This is a genomic window from Gilliamella sp. Nev5-1, from assembly GCF_001690895.1.
GTDB classification, from domain to species: Bacteria; Pseudomonadota; Gammaproteobacteria; order Enterobacterales; family Orbaceae; genus Gilliamella; species Gilliamella apicola_C.
In genome coordinates, this window is the sequence record NZ_LZHO01000022.1 from 1 (window position 1) to 26,727 (window position 26,727).

The following is a 26,727-nucleotide window of genomic DNA, read 5'->3' on the forward strand; positions in this document are numbered from 1 at the left end:
TCAATGACTTTAGCTATTTTACGAACAAGATGATTTTGGGGGACAAGCGCATCTAGTGAGATTTGCTCTATTTTTTCTGGTGTCGCTGGAGTTGGTTTTTTTAGCATAGAAGAACTTCTCTTATAGTGGACTCCTCTCTATTAGATCAAAGAACTCGCCAAAAAGCGAGTTCTTTGTCATCAATCTGATAGCGCCCTTAAGGCGCTATTTTTTTATCAACGCTAAAATACTATTTGTGCCACTGTAATTAAATATGAATACGATGATAATAATTAAATATTATGGGTCATTATTCGATATAATTAAACGGAAATATAATTCGTATTGATTAATACAATTGGTGTAATTTAGTCATTATCAGGGTTAAAATGATTAAAAAAGCAATATGAGCAATGATTAGAGATTATCTATGGAACAACAAAACATAATTATGACAACAAAGTCGCCTATTATAGGTCGTATTCACTCTTTCGAATCTTTCGGTACTGTCGATGGTCCTGGGATTCGTTTTATTGTTTTTTTTCAGGGGTGCTTAATGCGCTGCTTGTATTGCCATAATCGCGATACGTGGGATTTAAAAGCAGGTCGAGAAGTTACCGTTGATGAGTTGATGAAAGAGATTGTTTCTTACAAAAGCTTCATTATGCCAAATGGTGGCGGTGTAACGGCCTCTGGTGGTGAAGCAACTTTACAAGCTGAATTTGTTACTCAATGGTTTAGAGCTTGCCATCAAGAGGGTATTAGTACCTGCTTAGATACTAATGGGTATGCTAGACAACTCGATCATATAATGGATGAACTTTTAGAAGTCACTGATTTAGTGATGCTCGATTTAAAACAGGTCAATGATGAAATTCATCAAAAACTAGTTGGTGTGCCTAATAAACGTGTTCTAGAATTTGCTAAACATCTACAAAAAATTAACAAAAGAACTTGGATACGTTATGTGGTTGTACCGGGATGGACTGATGATGATGATTCCGCTCATTTACTCGGTAAATTCATTCAAGGAATGGATAATATTGAGCGCGTAGAATTATTAGCTTATCACAAATTAGGGGCTTATAAATGGGACACGCTTGGTGACGAATATAAATTGGCTGGCGTTGAGGCACCGCCAAGAGAAACCATGGACAGGATCCAAGGCATTTTAGAATCTTATGGCCATTATGTCACCTTCAGTAAATAAAATAAAAGGCATATGAATGATCATATGCCTTCCATCTTCGGTTTTCACCATATTATTTTTCGCTTTATTGCTCGTAAAACAAAAAGGCAACCTTCTAAAGCAAGAACACAAACTGACGACCAAATAAGCCCATATGAGACAATGTGTTCAGGCGAAATTGATTCATGTAAAAATAAGGCAGAGACAATAGTAAGTAATACTGGCTCTACATAGCCAAGTAAACCAAACAAACCCATTGGTAATAGTCGTCTTGCCATAAAATACATCGCAAATGCTAGTGCGGTTATTATGCCCAACATTGGAATATATAGATGGAAATGGATAAGATCATCAAGTATCTTGTTAACACGATGACTTATTAAAAAGTAGCCTAAGCAACCTAAGAAAATAAAAAAGAAGTCAGAAAATGTACCTGCAATACCTTCTATTTTTAACTTACGCCGAACCATGAAGTAAATAGGGTAACCTAATGCAATAACGGCAGTTTCCCATGAAAATGCTTGGGTCATATAGATTTCAATAATAACGCCTAATACCGCCAGTCCAACTGATATTTTTTGTAAAAAACTTAACTTTTCTTGGTAGACGAGCTGCCCAATAATTACCATGGTTAATGGTAATAAAAAATACCCTAGTGATGCCGATAATCCGTGCCCATTAAGGGGAGCCCAAATAAAAATCAACATTTGTATTGTTAGCAGTAATGAAGAGAATAATAGCCCAATAAGCAACGATGGTTGCTGCTTAATTCGTGCTAGTAGCATTGCAATTTCAGGCCACTGTTTTTCTATAGAAATAAGAACAATAATAGCAGGAAAAGAAGTTAATAATCGCCAACAGAAAATATCAATAACGGATAACGGTTGTAATAAAACAGGATAGTAATAAAGTAAACCAAAAAGGCATGACGCCAGTATCGAAAGTGTAATGCCTTTTATCATTTTTCCACCTTAATTAATAAAAAAATAGCGCTAATTATTAGCGCTATTGTATGTGTAATGTCCAGTTTTATCCGATAAACTCAACGCCATTCATATAAGGAATTAAGACGGATGGGATTTTAATTGTTCCATCTGCCTGTTGGTAGTTTTCCATAATGGCAACCAGTGTGCGACCAACCGCTAATCCTGAACCATTTAAAGTATGAACTAAATAAGTTTTATTATCGGCCTTATTACGGTAACGAGCTCGCATGCGACGTGCTTGGAAATCCCACATATTAGAGCAAGAAGAGATCTCACGATAAGTATTTTGCGCTGGAACCCAGACTTCAAGATCGTAAGTTTTACATGAACCAAAGCCCATATCGCCAGTGCATAACACAATTTTTCGATATGGTAATTCAAGTAATTGTAGAACTTTTTCCGCATGGGCAGTAAGTTCTTCTAATGCTTGCATAGATTCTTCAGGCTTAACAATTTGAACCAATTCGACTTTATCAAATTGATGCATACGAATTAATCCGCGAGTATCTTTACCATAAGATCCTGCTTCAGAGCGGAAGCACGGCGTATGTGCTGTCATTTTTAATGGTAATACGCTTTCATCAAGAATTTCATCACGCACGAGATTGGTTACAGGCACTTCAGCAGTTGGAATTAATGCATAATTGCTGTTTTCTGTTTCTTCATCTAGCGGTTTAGTATGAAATAAATCACCCGCAAACTTCGGCAATTGTCCTGTGCCAAAAAGCGTTGTCTGATTTACCAAATACGGCACATAAATCTCGGCATAACCATGTTGTTCAGTGTGCAAATCTAACATAAATTGAGTTATAGCTCGATGTAAGCGTGCTATTTGTGATTTCATCACGACAAAACGTGCACCGGTTAGCTTTACTCCTGCTGCGAAATCTAGCCCACCAAAGCGCTCGCCCAATGCAACATGATCTTGAATCGGGAAATCAAACGTTCGTGGGGTTCCAAAGCGAGAAATTTCTATATTGTCATTTTCATCTTTGCCATCAGGAACGGAGTCATCAGGAATATTAGGAATAGTAGAAGCTATATCTTTAATTTGGTTAAGTAAGATATCAAGCTCAGCTTTAGCGCTATTAAGTTTTTCACCAAGCTTATTCACTTCTTCACGTACAGCTGAGATATCCTCGCCTCGTGCTTTAGCTTCACCAATTGCCTTTGAGCGAGCATTACGCTCAGCTTGCAAATTCTCGGTTTCAACTTGTAATACTTTGCGTTTTTCTTCTAGTTGACGGATAGTATCAACATCTAATTTAAATCCACGGCGTGCTAGTTTATTAGCAACAAGATCAAGTTCATTTCGGAGTAAATTCGGATCCAACATAAATAATGTCCATTATTATTAATTAAGTAATATTTTCACTTCATTATTATTCTAATATAGATAACAGAACATATAAATCAAAAAGTGGGTAATTACATATATTAAAATTTGTGAACTTAGTATACTAGAATTATATTGGTATTCAACCAAAATGGCGCACCCGAAGGGATTCGAACCCCTGACCGCTCGGTTCGAAGCCGAGTGCTCTATCCAGCTGAGCTACGGATGCATGTAAACTCATGAAAAAGTGGTGCATCCGAAGGGATTCGAACCCCTGACCGCCCGGTTCGTAGCCGGGTACTCTATCCAGCTGAGCTACGGATGCATTTTGAATTTATTAAAATGGTGCATCCGAAGGGATTCGAACCCCTGACCGCCCGGTTCGTAGCCGGGTACTCTATCCAGCTGAGCTACGGATGCATATTTTAATTTTAAATGGCGGTGAGAGAGGGATTCGAACCCTCGATGCAGCTTTTGACCGCATACTCCCTTAGCAGGGGAGCGCCTTCAGCCTCTCGGCCATCTCACCGAAACATTATGATTTCGCTTTAGCAACAAAATCATAATGTGTGGCGCACATATTACGGTTTACAAAAAATAAGTCAAACATTTTTTTGTTTATGTGCGCTTAATTGTTTATTTCCTACCCAATATCACCCCATTGGCTTGGATAATTCATCATTTGTCTCTTTTGACTGATGAATCTTGTTATATATCTCTTCCCTATGAATTGAAACTTCTTTAGGGGCATTGATACCAATTCTGACTTGATTACCTTTAACACCTAAAATAGTAATGACTACATCATCACCAATAATTAGTGTTTCACCTACTCTCCTAGTTAAAATTAACATTCGATCTCCTAATATCAGTTAAGTATATATCTAAACAATTTTTAAGATATAGCTTCGCTAGCCTTCTATCAGTAAGATAAAATTTTGCAGAAAAAACTCTAATATTTAACTAATAAATAATCGAGCATATCTGGACTAACTTGCCTGTAATTTATTACTGATTTCCTTTTTTACAGAAGATAATGCTTCTGGTAACGCTGAAAGATCCATTCCACCTGCTTGAGCAAAATCAGGTCGCCCACCACCTTTACCACCTACCTTTAACGCTAATTGAGAAACTAATTCACCAGCTTTAACTACTCTGATTAAATCATTGGTGACTCCAGCAGCTAAATTGATTTTGCCATCATTAACGGCCGCTAAAACAATTACGCCTGTTTTCAATTGATTTTTTAGACCGTCAATCATAGTGCGCAATAATTTTGCTTCGACATTATCAAGTTTAGCAATTAGTAAATTTGTACTATTGATTTTTTCGCATTGATTAAGCAATTGCGCACTATCTTGGCTTGCTTTTTGTGCTTTTAATTGCTCAATTATTTTTTCAAGCTGTTTAGTTTGTTCAAACAGTTGCTCAATACGGTTTAAAACAGCAGACTTATCGCTTTTAACTACTTGTCCAATCTGAGTTAATAAATTAGACTCATGATGGATCAGATCCATTGCATTTTGTCCTGAGGTTGCCTCAATACGGCGCACGCCAGATGCGATACTTGATTCGGATATTATTTTAAATAAACCAATATCACCCGTTCTATCTACATGAGTACCACCACAAAGCTCAATTGAAAAATCACCCATTGTAAGAACTCTAACAATATCTTCATATTTTTCACCAAATAAAGCCATAGCGCCTTTATCTTTGGCTTTATCAATTGGCATTAGTTCAATCTCTACAGGTAAATTGTGGCGAATCTGTTGATTAACCAAATTCTCTATCTCAATAATTTGTTCTGGCGTAATAGCTTGATTATGCGAAAAGTCAAAACGCAGATAACTATCATTAACTAAAGACCCTTTTTGATGAACATGATTACCTAAAACACGTTGCAACGCAGCTTGTAACAAATGTGTAGCTGAATGATTACGACGAATACGCTCACGTAACTCCACATCAATTGCAGCAGTAACATTATCGCCAACTTTTAAAGAACCTTTAATTATTTTACCTATATGACCAATACTTTTGCCGTATTTTTGACTATCTAAAACAGTAAATTCAACATTTGCTGCTGTTAATAATCCTTTATCGCCAATTTGACCACCAGACTCGCCATAAAATGGTGTCTTATCTAAAATGACAATAGCATCATCGCCAGAATTAACACTTTCAACTTTTTGACCATCTTTAAATATAGCGATAACTTTTCCTGATGATTCTGTTTCTTGGTAGCCTAAAAATTCTGTTTTATCATCAAGTTTGATAACATTACTATAATCAACATTAAAAGAGCTTGATTCACGGGCTCGCTTACGTTGCTCTTCCATGCATAAATTAAAGCCAATTTCATCAACAGTAATATTTTTTTCACGACATACATCAGCAGTTAAATCTAAAGGAAAACCGTAAGTATCGTAAAGTTTAAATGCAATATCTCCAGGTAAAATGTTTCCCGTTATTTTAGTTAATTCTTGATCAAGTAAAAACAACCCTCGTTCTAGTGTCTTTAAAAATTGCTCTTCCTCAATTTTGAGTGCGTCTTCGACCAACTTCTGGTTTTGTCCTAATTCAATTGCAGCACTTCCCATTACTTCAATTAATGGTTTAACAAGTTTATAGAAGAAAATATCTTTGGCGCCTAACATATGTCCATGGCGTACCGCACGTCGAATAATACGGCGTAATACATAACCACGACCTTCATTAGATGGAAGTACACCATCAGAAATTAAAAATGCGCAAGATCGAATATGATCGGCAATGACTCGTAAAGATTTACTTTCCAAATCTTTAGTTTGAATAATTTTAGCTACATCGTGAATTAATTTTTTAAATAAATCAATTTCATAATTAGAATTAACATGCTGAAGCACCGCTGCAATACGCTCAAGCCCCATACCTGTATCAACTGATGGCTTAGGCAATAGTTCCATTGTACCGTCAGGGCATCGGTTAAATTGCATAAAGACAATATTCCAAATTTCTATATATCGGTCACCATCTTCTTCAGCGCTTCCAGGAGGGCCACCCCAAAGATGATCGCCATGATCATAGAAAATTTCAGTACAAGGACCACAAGGACCTGTATCGCCCATTTGCCAGAAGTTATCCGAAGCATATGGCGCGCCTTTATTATCGCCAATACGAATTATTCGTTCTTTAGGGATACCGATTTCTTTCTCCCAAATAGCATATGCTTCATCATCTGTTTCATAGACAGTAACAGTTAACCTATCTTTTGGTAGGTTAAACCATTCTTCACTGGTTAATAGCTCCCAAGCAAAATGTATTGCATCATGCTTAAAATAATCGCCAAAACTAAAGTTTCCTAGCATTTCAAAAAAAGTATGATGGCGAGCAGTATAACCAACATTGTCTAAATCATTATGTTTACCGCCAGCGCGGACACAACGTTGTGATGTTGTTGCTCTAGAATAAGAGCGTTTATCAATACCAAGAAAGACATCTTTAAATTGATTCATTCCAGCATTAGTAAATAATAGTGTTGGATCATTATGCGGGACAAGGGAACTACTTGTGACAACTTCATGTCCTTTGCCACGGAAAAAGTCAAGAAAATTTTGACGAATTTCTGCAGTGCTTTTCATTTATGCTTCCATATAAAACGATAGATTTTTAAACATAGTAATATACCCGCTACAACTAAAGTTGAAAAGTAAATATTCTTATATCGAAACGGATCTAACTAATATTACAAGTAAATAAGGGAAAACTAAAAAAGAATTTGCGAGCTTTATTTATAATTGCTTTTGTTAAGCTATATACCTAGTATTGTAGATATTATAATTATTTAAGTCAATAAATCGTAAGCAGTTTTAATATCATCTTGTGTATAACCTCTCGTCATTAAAAATTGCATACCTTTTTGTTTATTATTATTATTTTTACAATCAATTTGTTTTAGCTTTTTTAGTAATTGCTCGTATGCCATATTTCCCCAATTGATATCGGCAATTTGCAAAAGTTGCCGGCTCAAATCAACAGGTAAACCTCGTTGTTTAAGTTCCATGGCTATTTTATATTTTCCATAACCTTTTTGGGCTCGCATAACAATATAATTTTCAATATATTGTTCGTCATTAATCCAATTTTGTTTTATACAATATTCAATAATATATTGAATTTCAATTTTTAGTTTGGTTAACTGGTCATGGTATTCTTCATCGGTGTATTGCAGTTTTTTTATGAAAAAAGAGGCTATTTTTTGGCTTAGCTCATAAGAAGAATGGTTGCGCTGTGCAAGTAATTGCACAGCTTTATTGAGCATTGATTTGTTCAGTTTTGTTTCCATTATTCAACGCTTTCGCTTTCTGATGATATAGCTTGGTCATCAGATGTAAAAACAGCAGGGCTATTTAATAATAATTCGCGTATTTTAGTTTCAAGTTCTGAAGCGATCTCAGGGTGTTCTTGTAAAAACTTAATTGAATTAGCTTTACCTTGACCCACTTTCTCGCCATTGTAGCTATACCACGCTCCTGCTTTATCGACTAACTTATGCTTAACGCCTAAATCAATTAACTCGCCTTCTTTCGAAATACCACAACCATAAAGAATTTGGAATTCAGCTTGTCTAAAAGGGGCTGCCACTTTGTTTTTAACCACTTTTACTCGAGTATCACTACCAATAACATCTTCACCTTCTTTTACAGAACCAGTACGGCGGATATCTAAACGTACTGATGCATAGAATTTCAGTGCATTACCTCCAGTTGTCGTTTCTGGACTACCAAACATAACACCAATTTTCATACGGATCTGGTTAATAAAGACAACTAAACAATTGGCATTTTTAATATTCGCAGTTAGTTTTCGCAATGCTTGTGACATTAAACGAGCTTGTAATCCCATATGAGAATCGCCCATTTCACCTTCAATTTCTGCTTTTGGTGTTAATGCAGCTACTGAGTCAACAATAATAACATCAACAGCACCAGAACGAACTAAAGCATCACAAATTTCGAGTGCTTGCTCTCCTGTATCGGGTTGAGAAACGAGTAAATCATCGACTTGTACCCCTAATTTTGCAGCATAAATAGGATCCAGCGCATGTTCAGCATCAATAAATGCACAGGTTTTACCCTCTTTTTGTGCTTGAGCTATCACAGATAAAGTTAGCGTTGTTTTACCAGATGATTCAGGGCCAAAAATTTCAACAATTCTACCCATTGGTAGGCCACCGATACCTAATGCAATATCGAGCCCTAAAGAACCAGTAGATACCGCATCCACATCCAACGTTTGGGTATCGCCTAAACGCATAATTGAACCTTTACCAAATTGTTTTTCGATTTGACTTAATGCTGCTGAAAGTGCGCGTTGTTTGTTTTCGTTCATATTATAAAATTCCAATGAGTTAGGATATGGCTATATATTATACTGTATTGTTATACAGTATCAAGTTTTTTTTATATATAGAAATTATTTAGTTAATCATGAGAACTTCTTCACAATTTTTTTATAAATAATTCATTTGATGTCATAATTGAAACTAACAAATGGTGATGAAATATTGAGATTCAAGATTAAATTTATTGAATTAGGCGGTTAATTTTACGATATATACTATTTGAACAATTTTAAACGCATAGTGGTTGCTTAAATGCACATAAAAGGCGTAAATTATTTCATCATCCAATTTAATTAATTTAATTTGCTAATGCTTTCATAACAAAATACCATTTGATATCATTAGCGGTGCAGAGGGTTTAATCCACTTTATTTACGAAAGTAATTATTCCACAGCCAATAATTTAAAATAATTCACTAGCTTTTATACTTAAACGTTATATCGATTTAAAATATTTTACAGGTTAAAAATAAATATCGAATAAAGGAAAATAATGACCATTGATAAACAACATTATGTTTTATGCTCACACTGTGATTTGGTCATAGAATTATCTAATATTGAGGTAGGGCATAAAGCTGTTTGCCCTCGTTGTAATACCACGTTGGCTAAAAATAATAGCAACATGAAATTTAATGCAACTATGTATGCAGCCTGTTCATTAATTATGATTATTGTAGGATGTGGCTTTCTTTTTATTGATATTCGTATTGTGGGTAATTTTATTGGTATTAGCTTATTAGATATTCCTAAAACCCTTTTTTTTGATAAATATCATTATATTTCAGCACTTTTTATCTTATTTGTTTTACTCTTTCCTATATTAAATTTATCAATTATTATTTTGCTTTGTTCAAAATTAACATTAACAAAATATCGTAAACGCGATCTACTTATTGTTCATGAAAAGTTTCAACACTGGTGTATGCCTGAAATATTTCTTACTGGAATTTTAGTGAGTTTTGTTAAACTCATGAGTTATGGCAGTATTGGCGTTACGAGTACATTTTGGGCATTTTGCCTGTTTGTCTTTTTTTATATAAAGTCTTTAGTGATTTTTTCTCCGGAAACCATTTGGAATGAAATTCATCGTAATAATTTTGTTCAAGGTATATTACAAGCTGGTGAAACGGGAATTTGTCAAAATTTGAAATTATGCAGTTGCTGTGAGGCGATATTACCTGAGCATTATATAAAATGTCCTCGATGCAAACAAAAAAGCAAAATCAGAGAACGTGATAAGATACAATGGACTATTGCTTTATTGGTTACTTCATTGATTCTTTACATTCCTGCTAATTTATTTGGCATTATGATAACTGTTGTATTTGGTTCGCCATCAAGTTCAACAATTATGGATGGTGTCATTTATATGTGGCAAGCAGGTGATGTGCCTGTTGCACTTGTTATTTTTATTGCCAGTGTCGCTATTCCCATCTTAAAAATTATTTCGCTAAGTTGGCTTTGTTATTTTGCACTAGCTGTAAAACGAAAAAATAATCATAATTGCTTGAAAATGAAAAAATTATATACAGCAGTTGAATTTATTGGTAAATGGTCAATGATAGATATATTTGTGGTTTCTGTTATTTGTTCTTTAGTTAGAAATCAGCAAATGATGGGCGTTTATCCTGATATTGGCGTTACATTTTTTGCAACTGTTGTGATTATTACAATGATTGCATCACAAAAATTTGATCCTCGTTTAATTTGGGATCTACCGCAAAATAAAAAATAGATTAATAGGAACAATATGACAACATCAAGTAAATTAGCAAAAATAATTAAAATTAGAGCTATTTCAGCAATATGGATCATCCCCATTGTTACTGCAATTGTTGGTCTTTGGATAATCTATGCGCATTTGGCTGATAGAGGAACATCGTTTACATTGCTTGCAAAAGATGCCAATGGTATTGTTGCTGGGAAAACGGTTATTAAAAACCGTAGCGTTGATGTCGGTATCGTCGATGAAGTAACTCTATCTGACGACTACACGCAAGTAGTAATAAAAGGGCGTATTTATAATGATATGGATCCGCTACTAAAAAATGACTCTATTTTTTGGGTTGTGAAGCCAGAAATTGGTCGAGATGGCATAACTGGACTTGGCACGATTTTATCGGGTGTTTATATAGAACTCGTTGCTGGAAATGATACCCACAGTTTTCAACATAAACCTTTTGTCCTGTCTGATGCGCCTCCGTTGTCCGATCCAAGCATTAAAGGAATTCGTCTAAGTTTAGAAAGCGATCAAAATGGGGTAATTCCTAGAGGCGCGTCTGTCATGTTTCATGGTTATCGTGTAGGTAATGTTGAAACGTCAGAATTTGATGTTGAATCACGTAAAATGAAGTACCAAATTTTTATTACCAAACCTTACGATGTACTAGTAACACAAAATGTCCGATTCTGGAAAGAAGGCGGAATTAACTTAACCCTCTCATCTCGAGGCGCTAGCTTAGATGTCCCTTCTTTAGATGTCTTAATGTCTGGTGGAATCAGTTTTGATTTGCCTGAAGGTTCAAAATTAGGTGCGCCAGCTGAACAAAATTCAGTTTATACATTATACGAAGACAAAAAATCTATCCAAGACTCACAATATACTGAATACAAAGAATTTCTTATTATGCTTTCTGATTCTATTTCTGGCTTATCAGAAGGGGTACCTGTTGAATATCACGGAATTAGGTTAGGAACAGTTTCGAAAGTGCCATTTTATACCGCTGAAATGTTAAAACAATCATCGATTTTAAATAAAAGAGTTCCGATATTAATTAGAATTGAACCCGATCGTTTATCAGAACTTGTTGATGAAAAAATTGACATTGCGGCATTGATCATCAGAGAACAACAAAATGGCTTAAGAGCTTCATTAAAAACTTCCAACATGTTCACAGGCGCATTATATATAGATCTTGATTTTTACCCTGACTTAAAAAATAAATATGATCCAAAATTAGCGCAACAGTTTGGTTACGATACCATTGAAACAACGTCGACAGGAATTGCACAAATTCAAGCAAAAATTATTCAGCTATTAGATAATTTTAATAACTTACCACTGAATAACACCGTATCTCAGTTTAATAAATCATTGGCTACCAGTGAAAAACTAATGAATTCATTAAATCGAATTATGGCGAGTAAAGAAATGCAGAATATGCCAAAAGATCTGCAAAAAACATTACGTTCATTAAATGAAACAATGAAAGGACTACAACCAGGATCTGAACTGAATAATCAAATGAAAGAAAGCTTACAAAAAGTTCAACAAATGATGGATGAACTTACCCCGTTACTTAATACGCTCAATAATAAAAGTAACGCACTGATTTTTTCTGCTCCGACGAAAAAGGATCAAGAGCCTAAAGCAAAAGGTAAAAAATAATGAACAAAATAGATAAAAAGTTACTTATAGTCATATTTATGCCATTGTTTGCTATATTAGTGGGTTGCTCGGCTGGCAGCCCAAGTAAAAGTTATTTTCAGCTAACAAGTAATCCACTCAGCCCAGTGTCAAAAAATATGAAAATCACTAATCATTTTATTTGGATTGAATCGGTTGATGTGGCAAGCTTTTTAAATAACCCAGGTATTGTATTGCAAACAGACGATATCAAATATGAAACGGCAGCGAATCATCTATGGGCATCAACTTTATCTCAACAACTTGAAGAGCGATTAACGCAAGATTTAACCGCTTTGTTGCCTAATTATGTTGTATCTAGCCGATCAATTACAACACCAATACTAACGGTAAAATTATTTATAGATAGCTTTCATGGCAGTTATACGGGGGATGCGATAATTAAAGGCCGATGGGTTGTTACTGACCGTAAAAATAATATTGAAACCAAACCATTTGAGCGCCATGTTCCTTTAGCAACCAATGGCTATGATGCTTTAGTTAAAGCGCTATCAAAAGGATGGCATGATGAGGAGTTAGACTTTGCAAACTCAATAAAGCATTAGTGTTTACACTGACATTCCGTTAGCGTGCTGACGGAATGTCTAAACTTAAATGGCAATAGATCTTAGTGACAGTTTGAACTGGCTAAAAACCTTATCATCAATTTCCACCCATTTGCGAACACTATTGATAAAAGCAATTTTATCAGCATTTAAAAGATCATCTTTTACAATTGTTTTTTCTAACAACTGATTGTGATCCAAATAAAATTGCCGCATGGTACCAGCAAGTAATCCCGATTCTTTTTTAGGCGTAAACCATTGACCATTAAATCGCAATGCAAGATTTCCATTGACAAATTCAGTTACTTCATTGTGTTGATTAAAATTAATATACTCTTTCCCAACCGCTAAATCTGGAAAGTGCTCACGATTTGATGTCTTATGATACAAATACACATTTTGAGTATGAACACACTGTGGTGCTAATCGGATTTCATTAATGCTCATCGGCGTATTAATGATATCTTTACTAATCGTGCAATACCCATCTTTTTGCTGTAAAATTCTCACTTTATAAAGATTGTTAGGCATTGAATTTGCTAACTTAATAAGTTGTAACTTAATTACGTGAATGTCACAGTTAAAATCAAAATAATCAGCTGATTGGGCAAGCCTGCTTAAGTGTTCATTCAATAAAAAGAATTGCCCTTTATCTAGCAATAACGATTCAATGATATATTTTGGAGTAGAAGTAGTACGATGCAAAATGGCTGTTTTCGCTAAGATCTCGTTATACTCGTCTTGTGATGTTGAATCCCACGTGATACCCCCACCAACGCCATAGTACATCTGTTGATTATGCACAGTTAGGGTACGAATTGGAATATTAAATATGGCTTTATTCATATACGGCTCAATATAACCAATTGTTCCGCAGTAAATGCCACGAGGTGTATTTTCACTGTCTGCAATAATTTGCATAGTACTGGTTTTTGGTGCGCCAGTAATTGAACCACAAGGGAATAGCGCCTGAAAAATTTGATATAAATTGGCATCGTCTTTCAATTCACCTTGAATCGTTGACGTCAACTGCCAAACAGTGGGATATTTTTCAGCCTCAAACAATTGAGGCACTGTGACAGAGCCAGGCTTTGCAATTCTACTTAGATCATTACGCAATAAATCAACAATCATCATATTTTCGGCTTGATTTTTTTCTGAAAATAATAAATCTAATTGCTGTTTATCTTGCTGGTTATTTAAGCCACGCCCTGTTGTTCCTTTCATTGGCTTTGTGGTAATAATATTATTGTCTAACTTGAAAAATAATTCTGGCGAAATTGATAAAATATAATAATCGTCAAACTCAAGATAAGCACAATAATCTGCCTGATTATTTTTTTGTAGAAAGTGGTAATAATCAATAGCGCTTTCATTAAAGGGTGCAGTAAATTGAATAGTGTAATTAGTCTGGTAAGTATTGCCTAATTCAATTTGTGATTTAATATAAGCTATTTTTTGCTGATATTCATCAAATGCGGTGCCACTGATTAAATCAAAATTTGGGGGTGTATAATCACTGATTTCTGGTTGCTTAAGGACAGTAACATCATCAAAAATACCAAATAAAAGAAGGGGTAAATCTTGATTAAAATCATGACTATTTTTGGTTTGGTTTGCACTATTTAATCCCATTGCACTTTCATAGGCAAGGTAACCAACAGCAAAATAACCTTGTTGAGTAAACTTTTCAACCTCATCAAGTTGTTGCTTAATTGAAGAACAATCATGTGACACTAACACTTTGATAGGATTACAAAAATATTTACGCTCACCTTCAAAATCGATATAAATTTTCATTTTAAATATTACTTATGGGCAAAATTATTAATCATTTGTAAACCGGATTCGGTTTTAATGGCTTCAGGATGAAATTGGACGGATTCAATGGGTAATGTTTTGTGGCGCAATCCCATAATCAACCCATCATGATTTCTCGCCGTTACAACTAACTGCGGATCTTCTGGTAAAAAACTATCACAAACAATCAATGAATGATAGCGAACAACCGAAAGCGGGGATTGAATTCCTTTGAATATCCCTAGGCCATCATGAGTTATTTCATCAATTTTACCATGCATAGGTATTGGCGCTTTAATAATGCGGTGACCATAATATTGAGCTATCGCTTGATGTCCTAAACAAATTCCCAGTATCGGGCAAATATGAGAAAACTCAGCAATAACTGCAAGTGATATTCCTGCATTAATTGGTGCGCCAGGACCCGGGGAAATAATAATTTTAGAAATGGTAAGCGCTTTTACTTGTTCAATTGTCATTTCATCATTTTTAATGACTTTAACTTTTGCGCCAACTTGGCACAGATAATTGTGAATATTAAATGTAAAAGAATCATAATTATCTATTAATAATATCAAAATATAACCCACTAATTATAAAGCATATTGGTTTAAAAACTGGAACGGGTAGCCGTTAAAATTCAGTCATAAAAGATCCTATTATATCGCTAACGTGCTTAAAAGAAGAGACGATTACTAATTTTACCACCTTTATCTTTCGGTGTTTTATACATAAACATAATATTTCCTGAAATGTTTTAACAAAAAGCCATTTTTTTTGTGATAAATTTCACAAAAAATATACAAATCTACTTGTATGGTAGTATTTGTGGTGATATTTTTATGTCATAGAATTATAAACGAGGTCTTAAATGAAAATTGTTAAAGCAGAAGTTTTTGTATGCAGCCCAGGAAGAAATTTTGTTACATTAAAAATAACAACCGATGAAGGCGTTTATGGTGTTGGTGATGCCACACTTAATGGACGTGAATTAGCCGTAGCATCTTATCTTAAAGATCACCTTTGCCCACAACTTATTGGGCGAGATCCACATCAAATCGAAGATATCTTTCAATATTTTTATAAAGGCGCTTATTGGCGCCGTGGGCCAGTAACGATGTCCGCTATTTCGGCAATAGATATGGCGCTTTGGGATATTAAAGGTAAATTGGCAAATATGCCACTTTACCAATTATTAGGTGGCGCATCTCGTACTGGTGTAATGGTTTATTGCCATACTACAGGCACAAGTATTGATGAAGCATTAGATGATTATGCTAAACATCAAGAAATGGGTTTCAAAGCGATTCGTGTTCAATGTGGTATACCGGGTATGAAAACGACTTATGGCCAAAGTAAAGGAAAAAACCTAGCTTACGAACCCGCAACACGTGGAAACTACCCAGAAGAACAGTGCTGGGCAACAGAAAAATATCTTGATTTTATGCCTAAACTATTTGAAGCCGTACGGAGTAAATTTGGTTTTAATGAGCATTTACTACATGACATGCATCATCGCCTAACTCCTATTGAAGCAGCTCGTTTTGGAAAAAGTATCGAAGATTACCGCCTATTTTGGATGGAAGATCCAACCCCTGCCGAAAACCAAGAATGCTTCCGTTTAATTCGTCAACATACTGTCACACCCATTGCGGTCGGTGAAGTATTTAACAGCATATGGGATTGTAAGCAACTTATACAAGAACAATTAATTGATTACATTCGAACCACAATTACTCATGCTGGCGGTATTACTCATATGCGCCGTATTGCTGATTTTGCCGCGCTTTATCAAGTAAGAACAGGATCTCACGGACCGTCTGATTTATCACCAATTTGTCATGCGGCAGCACTACATTTTGATCTGTGGGTACCTAACTTTGGAGTACAAGAATTTATGGGCTATTCAGAGCAAATGTTAGAGGTATTTTCGCCAAATTGGACCTTTAATGATGGCTATATGCACCCAAGTGACAAACCAGGATTGGGCATTGATTTTGATGAAAAGCTTGCCGAAAAATACCCTTACAACCCAGCTTATTTACCAATTGCACGCTTAGAAGATGGTACTTTGTGGAATTGGTAACTAATGAGCTTATTCAGCAAAACTATAGTTTAAATTTACGTTAAACATATAAAAATTATATGTTTAACGATTGGAGGGATGATATGTGTTTTATTCATGAAAATTTCATTTTAAACAATAAGGTAGCACAAGATCTTTATCATAATTACGCTTCTAAAATGCCAATAATTGACTATCATTGCCATTTAGAGCCAAAGGATATTGCTGAAAATAAAAGATTCGAAACAATATATGATTTGTGGCTAGCAGGTGATCATTATAAATGGCGACAAATGCGTGCTAATGGAGTAGAAGAAAAATATATAACAGGTGATGCAGCACCGATTGAAAAATTTAAAGCATGGTGTGAAACTGTTGAATCATGTATAGGTAATCCTTTATATCACTGGACACATTTAGAATTAAGAAACTATTTTGGAATTACAGATACATTAGGTATCCACAATTATAAGGATGTATGGGATAAATGTAATAGTTTACTTAAAAAGCCAGAATATAGTGCTCAAGGTTTAATTGGTCGTTCAAATGTGGAAGTAGTTTGTACTACTGATTCTCCTTTGGATAATTTGGAATATCACCGTAAAATTAAAGCACAATCAAATTTTAAAACCAAAGTATTACCGACATTCCGTCCAGATGAGGCTTTAGACTCGGAAGGCGAAGCCTTTAAAATCTTTATAAAAAAATTATCTGAACTTACAAATAAAAATATTACTAATTTTGCTGATTTCTTGTTAGCCATTGAAAATCGAATCGACTTTTTCCACGAGAATGGATGTCGTTTATCAGATCATGGACTAATGAAAATAGAATTTCTTGCCAGTGATACTCAACAACAAGAAGATTTATTCGCAAAAAAATTACAAGGACTAGTTTTAACAGCGAATGAAAAAATTGTTTATTGTAGTGCTGTGCTTACAGCTTTAGCTAAATTTTACGCAACTAGAAATTGGGCAATGCAAATACATTTTGGGGTAATTCGTAATAATAACTCTATTATGTTAAGTAAAACTGGTATTAATACTGGTTTTGATTCAATTTGTGATCAAACGGATTTAGCTATCCACCTTAATGCATTTTTAAATTCATTAAATCAACAAGACGCTTTACCTAAAATTATTATCTACAATTTAGATGCAAGTCTAAATGATGTAGTAGCAACAACAATAGCTAATTTCCAGAAAGCAGGTAGTGTTAAATCAAATATGCAATTTGGCTCTGGTTGGTGGTTTAATGATACTAAAAGAGGCATGTTACGACAATTAACTACTTTAGCCGATCAAGGTTTGCTTATGAACTTTGTCGGTATGTTAACTGATTCCCGTAGTTTTATTTCATATACACGACACGAATATTTTCGCCGAATCCTATGTAACTTAATTGGTCAATGGGTAACTGATGGTGAAATCCCTCACGATAATAAATTGCTAGAAAAATTAATAACAGGAATATGTTATCAAAATGCGAAAAATTATTTTCAATTTTAAGTTGCTATATAAAAAATTATCGTGAAACAGATTTAAACGTAAGGAATTTTAAGATGAATATTGTGGCGCAAAAAAAACGGAAGGTAACAATTCCTGTAGCAATTGGTTATGGATTAATTGATATCATGGGTGGTGGAGCATTTACTATAATAGGTGCATATTTGCTCTTCTTTTATACAACATTTGTTGGGTTAACACCAATTGAAGCAGCCTCGATTGTTGCTATTGCAAGAATTGTTGATGCAATTGTAAGCTTATTTATGGGCAGTTTTACTGATCATTTTTATAAATATAAGTTAGGTCAACAATTTGGTCGTCGGAGATTCTTTTTGTTAATTGGTTCACCATTAATGTTACTTTATATCTTATTATGGATTACTGGTATGAATTATTGGTTTTACCTTACCGTTTATCTAGCTTTTGAAATTGTTGCCGCTGTGGTACTAATTCCTTGGGAAACGCTACCATCAGAAATGACCAAAGATTACAATGATAGAACAAAATTATCCACAGGTAGAATGTTTTTATCTGCAAGTGGTACTTTTTTAGCAACGCTAGTACCCGGTATTTTAATCAAATATTTTGGTGAACATAATGCTTATGCTTATTTTATCAATGGTCTCTTTTTTGCAATTATTTTTGCTGTATGTGTTTTTATTTCTTATAAAGCCACTTGGGAACGTGAATTGACCCCAGAAATGCTAAACTATCAAAAAGAAAAAATTGACCAGAAAACATTTTCTGAAAAAATGATAATGCTAAAAAAATTATTTAAGGAATATTTATCTACTTTTAATATCAAAGCATTTCGCCGACACCTTGCTATATATTTATTTTCATTTACGGCTAAAGATATATTTAATACTGTATTTGTTTTCTTTTGCGTCTATTGTTTATCTGTATCTTCATCATTTGCTTCAGGCTTGTTATCGTTAAGTATTATAGGCTTGCCAATTACTTTGTTAGCTGGTGTCGCAATGGTTAAATATGGACCAAGTAAATTATACCTCTTTTCCTATTCAACAATGATTATTTGTATTTTAGGTTTCTTTATTTTGTATCTATTGAATCCTACTGAAAAAACATGGTGGCTTTATATTTTTGCTATATGCTATCAAGCTGGTAGGTGTGTTTTAGAATTTACTCCATGGAATGTTTTTCCATTCATTCCCGATGTTGATGAAATTTTAACTAAGCAACGCCGAGAAGGATTATATGCTGCGGTTATGACGTTTGGGCGCAAAACAACGGTTGCCATTGCAACATTTTGTGTAGGAATCATTTTGCAAAAAGGTGGTTTTGAACAAGGTACTACAGAACAAAGTGCGCAAGCTATTCATACTATTTCCATATTATTTGTTGGTGGAACTATCGGCTTATTAATTATTGCTCTTATTTTTGCATTAACTTTTAAATTAAATAAACAGACACACGCTATATTAGTGAATGAAATTGATCGCTTAAAAAACAATGGCTCTAAAAATAATGTAACCGAGGAAACACGGAAAGTTGTTGAAAATCTAACTGGACACAAATATGCAGATGTATGGAATAACAGCTAATATATAAATATGAAAGGTATAATAATGAGATTATCAACCCAAACTTTATTACAACTACCTGAAAAGGTAGTTATACCAAGTTATGATAGAAACAATCTTAAAACCAAAATGGTTCATCTTGGATTTGGCGCTTTTCACCGTGCTCACCAAGCTGTGTTTACCGATATTGTAGCAACTAAACATGGTTGTAATTGGGGATATTGTGAAGTTAATTTAATTGGTGGTGAAAAACAAATAGCCGATTTAAAAGAACAAGATTATCTATTTAGTGTTTGTGAAATGTCATATGACAATTGGTCTACTCGTGTTGTTGGCGTTGCTAAAGAAGCATTGCACGCAGATATAGATGGCATTGCCAAGGTATTAGAAGTAATGACACGACCAGAAATAGCAATTGTTTCAATAACAGTCACGGAAAAGGGTTATTGTTATTTACCTTCAACGGCATCAATTGATCTAAATAACCCTCTTATTAAGCACGATATTGAAAATCCGACTAACCCAAAAACACTACCAGGAGTGATTGTTGAAGCATTGCGAATGCGTAAAGAAAAAGGTCTAAAACCGTTTACTGTTATGTCTTGTGATAATATGCCAGAAAACGGCCATGTGACACGAAACGTTGTTTTAGCGCTGGCTAAACAGCGTGATCCAAATTTAGCTAGCTGGATCGATGATCATGTTACCTTTCCATCAACTATGGTTGATCGCATTGTGCCAGCAGTGACGCCAGAAACCATGGAAAAAATAAAAAAACAACTGGGAGGTATCGAAGATCCAGCTGGTGTGGCTGGCGAGCCTTTTAAGCAATGGGTTATTGAAGATAATTTTGTTGCAGGTCGTCCTGATTGGCAAAAAGCTGGCGCTGAACTAGTAACTGATGTATTACCTTATGAAGAAATGAAATTAAGAATGTTAAATGGTAGCCACTCGTTTCTTGCTTATTTAGGATATTTAGCGGGTTATTTACATATTGATGAATGTATGCAAGATCCTAATTATGTTAAAGCTGCAAGGCATTTGATGATAAATGAACAAGCAACAACGCTACGTGTCAAAGGTGTGGATTTACAAGCTTATGCTGATTGTTTACTTGATCGTTATCGTAACACGGGATTAAAACATCGGACTTGGCAAATCGCTATGGATGGCACATTAAAATTACCACAACGGATGCTTGATTCTATTCGTTTTCATTTAAAAAATGGTACACAGTTTGACTGTTTAGCATTAGGTGTAGCTGCTTGGATACGATATGTCAGTGGCGTAGACGATGCAGGTAAGGCAATTGAGGTAAGTGATCCAATGGCTAATAAGTTAAAAGAATTAGTGGCAAATAGCAATGATAATCAAGAGCGAGTAAAATCATTATTGTCATTATCACAAGTATTTGGTGATGATTTACCTAACAATCCATGTTTTGTTGAAAAGGTCATTAAAGCTTATTTGTCTTTACGGGATATTGGCGCTAAACAGTCGGTTAAACAATTAGAAAGAATTTACTAAATCATTACTAACACAACTAACATAATTAATAAGAAAAAAAGTGTAATTGCTCGTAAGAGCAATTACACTTTTCATTTTTCGTTTAGCCCAGATAACTTTTTATTGGTGATTATTGGTAATTGTCTATCAAAAAAGCTTTTCTTCTATTTAAAAATCACCTACTATTCTTGTTTTTATTTTTCTTAACATAAGAATGGTATATGTTTACACCTATCGACTTAAATACTTCTGAACCCGTTAATCAGCAAATCTACCGCAAATTAAGAAAAGCTATTATTACCTGTCAGATATTACCTGGTGTTTTACTCTCAGAAAAAGAAATTTCTAGCCAGTTTAATGTTTCTAGACAGCCAGTTCGAGAAGCATTTATTAAGCTAGCAGAAGCAGGATTGGTTCAAATTTTACCTCAGCGAGGAACTTTTGTAACTAAAATCTCCATTAAGAAAGTCATTGATGGACAATTTATTCGAGATTCGGTTGAGTGTGCAATTATTAGGCGAGCGGCAATAGAAATTAATGACTTGCATATTTTATTGTTGCAAAAAAATCTTGAGGAGCAAAAAGAGGCTAATAAACAAAAAAACATTCATTATTTTCTTGAAAAAGACGATGAATTTCATCAAATTCTAATGAATGTGATAGATTGCCAGTTAGCATGGGAAAGTGTTGAAAATATTAAGGCAATGATGGATAGAGTTAGATTTCTTTCGTTGGAAGAAATTTCGCCACCCGATGATCTTGTTAAACAACATGAAAAAATTCTGATGGCTTTGAAAAAGCATGATCCAGAACTTGCCGCAATTGCTCAGCATGAACATTTATCGGCAATTTTACATACTATCAAAATTATTTCTCAACAAAAAACAGAATGGTTTATTGACTAACCTTTTATCAACAATACCTAATATTACTTATGTATAAATTGTATAACGCTAAGCTAGCGTTTTTAGAAATATTTTTTATGTTTATTTAATTTTACGCAAATAACCTAAAACGCCAACAGCTTCTATTGTCCATATCCCATCTTTAAAAATTAAGGGAAAAGTTGCTCGACTGCTTGCTGTAGGCCCAGCATTTTGCTGAACAATTTCAATTTCGTTGCCCGTTACTTTACTTATAATGGCAACATGCCCATAGCTAGTCCAATTAAGAACAATAATATCGTCAACTTGTGGTTTTGTGGGCGAACCGTTATGAAATTGTAATAAATTGCGTTGGCGATTAATCTTGCCATCGGCAATTTTTGGATCAAAAAAATCCTTTGCATGTCCATAGCTGTTTGGCATTTTGTGATTGAAGCGTTGATAATAATAGCGTTTGATAAATTCAACGCATTGATATTTTAAACCTAAATTATAACCATCTTTAGCAATATTTCTTCCACTTACATTATTGATACTGCTACTATAGTAGACATTTACGCCATTAAATTCATCAATAACGTTGCCTATTTTTTGTTGGTTAATTTCAATATTAGCAAAAACACAGGCACAAAGTGTATAGTAGCTTAATACAGATAATAGCCAAAGTAAGCACATGCTCTTTTTATATTTCAATAGCATTTTATTTCCATTATGTTAATTTTTTATTATTAAATATCGTTACTCATTTTATAAAAATAGATTATAAAATTTATTTTTATATGAAGAATTTAACTAAAATTAAGCTTAAAAGTATAGTATTTGTTGTTGAATGGTGTTTATTTTTTGATAAGTTAGTTGATCGGGATAGGTGATGATATCTCGCAATGATAATCTAAATTAGCGTTTCATGATAAAAATAAATAGATTTGACTTAATAATAAAAGAAAGGAGGGCATGATGATTAAAAAAGTTCAAATAAATGTCAGTGGTCGCGTGCAAGGAGTAGGTTTTCGTTTTTTTACTTATCAACAAGCCACAAAACAAGGTTTAGTTGGCTATGTTCAAAATTTAGATAACGGTGATGTTAAGATTATTGCTCAAGGTGATAACTTACAAATAGCAGAATTAATACAATGGATTGAAAGTGGCGGCCCTGCATCAGCAAGTATTTCACTTGTCAATATAGTTGAATTAAAGCCACAAAACGATTTAACTTCTTTCAATGTCCGATATTAATTTAATAAAAAATAAAGTAAAATAAATAAAATTGTGGGCATTTGAAATAATAATTTCTTATTAATGTGATTAACATATGTTATGAATAAAAAAAATCTGATCTGTTTTTTACTTCTCGTTATTGTTATTGGTGTTTATTACAATTATCAAAAAGGAGATGAGGCAATAAGCCAATCAGCTAAAAATACATCAGATAAGCCGATTTATCAAAGTGATGACATGTTAACAGATATTTACGACTTATCTGGCGAACTTGTATATAAAATCGAATCAAGTAATGTTAGATATTTTGATGATGCCGGTAAAACAGCATTTGATTTGCCTAATTTGACTCTTTATGATCAAAATCATGTCGCTACATGGCATATAAAAGCGAAGAAAGCAGAGCTGACTAATAATAAACTTCTTTACCTTTATAATGATGTGCAGTTAGATAATTTGACACAAGAAGCCCAATTAAAACAGGTAAAAACAGATAATGCAGTCGTTGATTTAACTTCACAGTTAGTGACATCAAAAGATCCTGTCATTATTAATGGGGTGGGATTTTATTCAACAGGCGTTGGATTAGCTGGGGATTTACATGCAAAAACAGCTAATATACTTGAAAATGTAAAAACATATTATAATACTGAGGCAAAATAAAATATGAGTTCGCTAAAACAAGTTGTTTTTTCATTAATTTTATTGCTACCTATCTCTTTAAGTAGTTTTGCAAATGAATCCGTTACGCAATCAGAAAATCCAAAAATTTTTGCCGATAACAAACCTGTTGCGATTGATGCTGATAATCAGCAGATTGACATTGAAAATAATACGATTACATTTATTGGTAACGTTGTTATTGTTCAAGATGGGTTAACGATAAAAGCTGATAAAGTTGTAATCACTGATATGCAAAACGTAGAAAAACAAAAAATCACGGCTTATGGTAATCCTGTAAGTTATAAGCAAATTTTACCGAAAAAAAATAAGATCGTAACAGGGCAGTCAGCGCAAGTAATTTATAATGTAAAACAAAATAATATTGTGTTACAAGGTAATGCTGAGTTATTTCAACAAGACAATCATATTGTGAGTGAAATGATTATTTATGATGTCAAAAAACAGCAAATATTTGCGCAGCCAGGTAAGAATAGGCGAGTCAAGAGCACTATCATCCCAAACCAAGTTAAAGAGATGAGCAAATAAAATGTCAATGTTAAAAGCGGAAAATCTAGCTAAAGTATACAAAAAACGCCGTGTAGTTGAAGATGTGAGTTTAACCGTTAATTCTGGTGAAATCGTCGGGTTATTAGGACCAAATGGCGCAGGTAAAACCACCACTTTTTACATGGTGGTTGGTATTGTGACCTTAAATGCGGGTAAAATTTATCTTGATGAGCATGATATCAGCATTTTACCTTTACACGAGCGTGCACAAAAAGGCATTGGTTATTTACCACAAGAAGCTTCTATTTTTAGAAAATTGTCTGTTATTGATAACATTATGGCAATTTTAGAAACGCGCACAGATATTGATAAAAATGAAAAAATCGGTCGTGCCGAAGAATTACTCGAAGAGTTCCATATTACGCATATTCGTGACAGCATAGGACAATCTCTCTCTGGTGGAGAAAGACGTCGAGTGGAAATAGCAAGGGCGTTAGCAGCTAATCCTAAATTTATCTTACTTGATGAACCTTTTGCTGGTGTTGATCCAATTTCGGTGATAGATATCAAAAATATTATTAAGCATCTACGTGATCGAGGGTTGGGTGTATTAATAACCGATCATAATGTCCGTGAAACGTTAGATGTTTGCGAACGTGCTTACATTGTTAATAAAGGACATTTAATTGCTGAAGGTTCACCAAATGACATCTTAAGTAACGAATATGTAAAACGCGTTTACTTAGGAAATGAGTTCAGATTATGATGAAAACCAGTTTACAACTGAAAGTCTCTCAACAATTATCCATGACGCCACAATTACAATTGGCGATTAAATTACTACAGTTGTCAACTTTAGAACTCCAACAAGAAATACAAACTGCGCTTGAAAACAATCCATTGCTTGAAGTTGATGATCAATATGACGAAGTGAACGTTAAACAAAACGATGAAACAGAAAATATTGATACGCGTGAGGCTTTAGATAGCAAAGAGATTCCCGATGATATTCCACTGGATGCATCTTTAGATGATATTTATAGTGCAGGAACTCCATCTGGAACTAACTCAGATTATCGTAATGATGAATTGCCTATCTATCAAGGTGAAACTCACGAAACATTACATGATTATCTAGAATGGCAACTTGAACTAACACCCTTTAGCGATACTGATAGGGCGATAGCGGTATCTATTATTGAAGCTATAGATGAGAGAGGCTATTTAACAGTTTCAACAGAAGAAATACTTGAAGAGCAAGGTAATGATGAAATTGAAATTGCCGAAGTTGAAGCAGTATTGAAACGAATATGGAATTTTGATCCCATTGGTGTTGGTGCAAGAACATTGCAGGAGTGTTTGTTTATTCAAACTCAACATTTAGTGTCGCCACCACTTGTTAAATTAATTATTGATAATTATTTAGATTTATTAGCAAATCGTGATTATAGAACATTAAAAAAAGTATTAAATGCTAACGATGAGCAGTTAAAAGAGGCCGTCGATTTTATACAACACTTACAGCCCTATCCCGGTGATTTTATTAATATGTCTGCGCCAGATTATGTGATACCTGATGTTTTAGTAAAAAAAGTAAATGGAAGCTGGGTTGTTGATTTGAATAATGACATAATGCCGATCCTACGCATAAATCAGCAATATGCGGCGATGGAAAAGACAGTAAGCGAAAGCGATAGCCAATATATCCGATCACATTTGCAAAATGCGAATTGGTTTATTAAAAGTATTGAAAATCGCAATGAAACTTTACTTAAAGTAAGTCAATTTATTGTAGAACATCAGCGGGAGTTTTTCGAACTTGGCACAGAATATATGAGGCCAATGATTTTATCTGATGTTGCAACTGCAATTGAAATGCATGAGTCAACGGTTTCTCGAGTGACAACTCAAAAATATTTACAATGCCCGACGGGCATATTTGAATTAAAATTCTTTTTTTCTAGCCATGTAAACACACAGTCAGGCGGTGAAGCCTCGTCGACGGCTATTCGTGCTTTAATTAAAAAATATATATCAGCAGAAGATAGTAAAAAGCCACTGAGTGATAGCAAATTAGTTTCGTTACTTGAAGAACAAGGTATTATAATTGCCCGTCGAACCGTAGCAAAATACCGTGAAGCTTTATCAATTCCACCATCAAGCCAACGTAAACAGCTTTAAATT

General features: G+C 34.2%; 23 protein-coding genes and 4 tRNA genes. 14 read left to right on the forward strand and 13 right to left on the reverse strand.

Translation table 11 applies throughout. From position 1 onward, the window contains the following. Nucleotides 1–409: 409 nt before the first annotated feature. The gene (pflA, locus tag A9G41_RS03040; RefSeq protein ID WP_218057015.1) at nucleotides 410–1,189 is read left to right on the forward strand and encodes a pyruvate formate lyase 1-activating protein; all 780 of its coding nucleotides are present in this window, start codon (nucleotides 410–412) and stop codon (nucleotides 1,187–1,189) included. A 44-nt stretch (nucleotides 1,190–1,233) separates the two neighbouring features. Here pflA and rarD read toward each other — a convergent pair whose 3' ends face one another. The 10 genes from rarD to recA all read right to left on the reverse strand — a co-directional run bounded on the left by rarD (nucleotide 1,234) and on the right by recA (nucleotide 8,863). Further along, nucleotides 1,234–2,130 (reverse strand): EamA family transporter RarD, encoded by an 897-nt coding sequence (gene rarD, locus A9G41_RS03045; RefSeq protein WP_065581590.1) that lies wholly within the window; start codon nucleotides 2,128–2,130, stop codon nucleotides 1,234–1,236. A gap of 67 nt (nucleotides 2,131–2,197) precedes the next feature. After that, a complete protein-coding gene (gene serS / locus A9G41_RS03050) occupies nucleotides 2,198–3,490 on the reverse strand; it encodes a serine--tRNA ligase (RefSeq protein ID WP_065581591.1) in 1,293 nt (430 codons plus the stop codon). A 152-nt stretch (nucleotides 3,491–3,642) separates the two neighbouring features. Next, nucleotides 3,643–3,719: transfer RNA gene (locus tag A9G41_RS03055), tRNA-Arg, on the reverse strand. A gap of 19 nt (nucleotides 3,720–3,738) precedes the next feature. Beyond that, nucleotides 3,739–3,815 (reverse strand) — tRNA-Arg (locus A9G41_RS03060). Between the two features lie 18 nt (nucleotides 3,816–3,833). Further along, nucleotides 3,834–3,910, reverse strand: a tRNA-Arg gene (locus A9G41_RS03065). A gap of 16 nt (nucleotides 3,911–3,926) precedes the next feature. Then, nucleotides 3,927–4,019, reverse strand: a tRNA-Ser gene (locus tag A9G41_RS03070). Between the two features lie 124 nt (nucleotides 4,020–4,143). Next, nucleotides 4,144–4,344: a carbon storage regulator CsrA gene (gene csrA / locus A9G41_RS03075; protein ID WP_065567772.1), complete on the reverse strand. Its 201-nt coding sequence runs from the start codon at nucleotides 4,342–4,344 to the stop codon at nucleotides 4,144–4,146. A gap of 135 nt (nucleotides 4,345–4,479) precedes the next feature. Then, on the reverse strand, nucleotides 4,480–7,113 hold the full coding sequence (gene alaS, locus A9G41_RS03080; RefSeq protein WP_065581592.1) for an alanine--tRNA ligase: 2,634 nt from the start codon (nucleotides 7,111–7,113) through the stop codon (nucleotides 4,480–4,482). A gap of 203 nt (nucleotides 7,114–7,316) precedes the next feature. Then, complete coding sequence (locus A9G41_RS03085; protein ID WP_065581593.1) at nucleotides 7,317–7,817, reverse strand: regulatory protein RecX; 501 nt, start codon at nucleotides 7,815–7,817, stop codon at nucleotides 7,317–7,319. Beyond that, nucleotides 7,817–8,863 carry a recombinase RecA gene (gene recA, locus A9G41_RS03090; protein WP_065581594.1) on the reverse strand — a complete coding sequence of 349 codons (1,047 nt, stop codon included), beginning with the start codon at nucleotides 8,861–8,863 and terminating at the stop codon, nucleotides 7,817–7,819. Before recA ends, A9G41_RS03085 begins: the two co-directional genes overlap by 1 nt. A gap of 506 nt (nucleotides 8,864–9,369) precedes the next feature. On the opposite strand from recA, the gene A9G41_RS03095 reads away from it, so the two are divergent. Genes A9G41_RS03095 through A9G41_RS03105 form a run of 3 tightly spaced genes read left to right on the forward strand, consistent with a single transcriptional unit; the run spans nucleotide 9,370 to nucleotide 12,851 of the window. After that, complete coding sequence (locus A9G41_RS03095; protein ID WP_081302109.1) at nucleotides 9,370–10,614, forward strand: PqiA/YebS family transporter subunit; 1,245 nt, start codon at nucleotides 9,370–9,372, stop codon at nucleotides 10,612–10,614. Between the two features lie 15 nt (nucleotides 10,615–10,629). Beyond that, entirely contained in the window at nucleotides 10,630–12,267 is a 1,638-nt protein-coding gene (gene pqiB, locus A9G41_RS03100; protein WP_065581596.1) for an intermembrane transport protein PqiB, read from the forward strand. Continuing rightward, nucleotides 12,267–12,851, forward strand: a complete 585-nt coding sequence (locus A9G41_RS03105; protein WP_065581597.1) for a PqiC family protein — start codon at nucleotides 12,267–12,269, stop codon at nucleotides 12,849–12,851. The genes pqiB and A9G41_RS03105 overlap by 1 nt, the downstream gene beginning before the upstream one ends. A gap of 45 nt (nucleotides 12,852–12,896) precedes the next feature. Here A9G41_RS03105 and pabB read toward each other — a convergent pair whose 3' ends face one another. Both pabB and A9G41_RS03115 read right to left on the reverse strand, forming a co-directional pair. After that, entirely contained in the window at nucleotides 12,897–14,651 is a 1,755-nt protein-coding gene (gene pabB / locus A9G41_RS03110; RefSeq protein WP_065581598.1) for an aminodeoxychorismate synthase component I, read from the reverse strand. Nucleotides 14,652–14,659: 8 nt separating this feature from the next. Further along, nucleotides 14,660–15,229: an anthranilate synthase component II gene (locus A9G41_RS03115; RefSeq protein WP_065581695.1), complete on the reverse strand. Its 570-nt coding sequence runs from the start codon at nucleotides 15,227–15,229 to the stop codon at nucleotides 14,660–14,662. Nucleotides 15,230–15,522: 293 nt separating this feature from the next. Here A9G41_RS03115 and manD point away from each other — a divergent pair, with 293 nt between their 5' ends. The 5 genes from manD (at nucleotide 15,523) to A9G41_RS03140 (ending at nucleotide 22,176) form a co-directional block, all read left to right on the forward strand. Beyond that, nucleotides 15,523–16,737, forward strand: coding sequence for a D-mannonate dehydratase ManD (manD, locus tag A9G41_RS03120; protein WP_065581599.1), 1,215 nt, complete (start codon nucleotides 15,523–15,525; stop codon nucleotides 16,735–16,737). A gap of 83 nt (nucleotides 16,738–16,820) precedes the next feature. Further along, the gene (uxaC, locus tag A9G41_RS03125) at nucleotides 16,821–18,224 is read left to right on the forward strand and encodes a glucuronate isomerase (RefSeq protein ID WP_065581600.1); all 1,404 of its coding nucleotides are present in this window, start codon (nucleotides 16,821–16,823) and stop codon (nucleotides 18,222–18,224) included. 62 nt (nucleotides 18,225–18,286) lie between these two features. Then, nucleotides 18,287–19,786: an MFS transporter gene (locus A9G41_RS03130; RefSeq protein ID WP_081302115.1), complete on the forward strand. Its 1,500-nt coding sequence runs from the start codon at nucleotides 18,287–18,289 to the stop codon at nucleotides 19,784–19,786. Between the two features lie 24 nt (nucleotides 19,787–19,810). After that, on the forward strand, nucleotides 19,811–21,292 hold the full coding sequence (locus A9G41_RS03135) for a mannitol dehydrogenase family protein (RefSeq protein ID WP_065581601.1): 1,482 nt from the start codon (nucleotides 19,811–19,813) through the stop codon (nucleotides 21,290–21,292). A 200-nt stretch (nucleotides 21,293–21,492) separates the two neighbouring features. Next, a complete protein-coding gene (locus tag A9G41_RS03140; RefSeq protein ID WP_065581602.1) occupies nucleotides 21,493–22,176 on the forward strand; it encodes a GntR family transcriptional regulator in 684 nt (227 codons plus the stop codon). An 81-nt stretch (nucleotides 22,177–22,257) separates the two neighbouring features. Here the strand turns inward: A9G41_RS03140 and A9G41_RS03145 are convergent, their stop codons facing one another. Next, nucleotides 22,258–22,854 carry a CHAP domain-containing protein gene (locus A9G41_RS03145; RefSeq protein ID WP_075539322.1) on the reverse strand — a complete coding sequence of 199 codons (597 nt, stop codon included), beginning with the start codon at nucleotides 22,852–22,854 and terminating at the stop codon, nucleotides 22,258–22,260. A gap of 258 nt (nucleotides 22,855–23,112) precedes the next feature. On the opposite strand from A9G41_RS03145, the gene yccX reads away from it, so the two are divergent. The 5 genes from yccX to A9G41_RS03170 all read left to right on the forward strand — a co-directional run bounded on the left by yccX (nucleotide 23,113) and on the right by A9G41_RS03170 (nucleotide 26,724). Next, a complete protein-coding gene (gene yccX, locus A9G41_RS03150) occupies nucleotides 23,113–23,391 on the forward strand; it encodes an acylphosphatase (RefSeq protein WP_179854672.1) in 279 nt (92 codons plus the stop codon). 81 nt (nucleotides 23,392–23,472) lie between these two features. After that, entirely contained in the window at nucleotides 23,473–24,036 is a 564-nt protein-coding gene (gene lptC, locus A9G41_RS03155) for an LPS export ABC transporter periplasmic protein LptC (protein WP_065581604.1), read from the forward strand. 3 nt (nucleotides 24,037–24,039) lie between these two features. Further along, on the forward strand, nucleotides 24,040–24,582 hold the full coding sequence (lptA, locus tag A9G41_RS03160) for a lipopolysaccharide transport periplasmic protein LptA (RefSeq protein ID WP_065581605.1): 543 nt from the start codon (nucleotides 24,040–24,042) through the stop codon (nucleotides 24,580–24,582). A 1-nt stretch (nucleotide 24,583) separates the two neighbouring features. After that, nucleotides 24,584–25,309, forward strand: coding sequence for an LPS export ABC transporter ATP-binding protein (gene lptB / locus A9G41_RS03165; protein ID WP_065581606.1), 726 nt, complete (start codon nucleotides 24,584–24,586; stop codon nucleotides 25,307–25,309). Next, complete coding sequence (locus tag A9G41_RS03170; RefSeq protein WP_065581698.1) at nucleotides 25,309–26,724, forward strand: RNA polymerase factor sigma-54; 1,416 nt, start codon at nucleotides 25,309–25,311, stop codon at nucleotides 26,722–26,724. The genes lptB and A9G41_RS03170 overlap by 1 nt, the downstream gene beginning before the upstream one ends. Nucleotides 26,725–26,727: the final 3 nt, after the last annotated feature.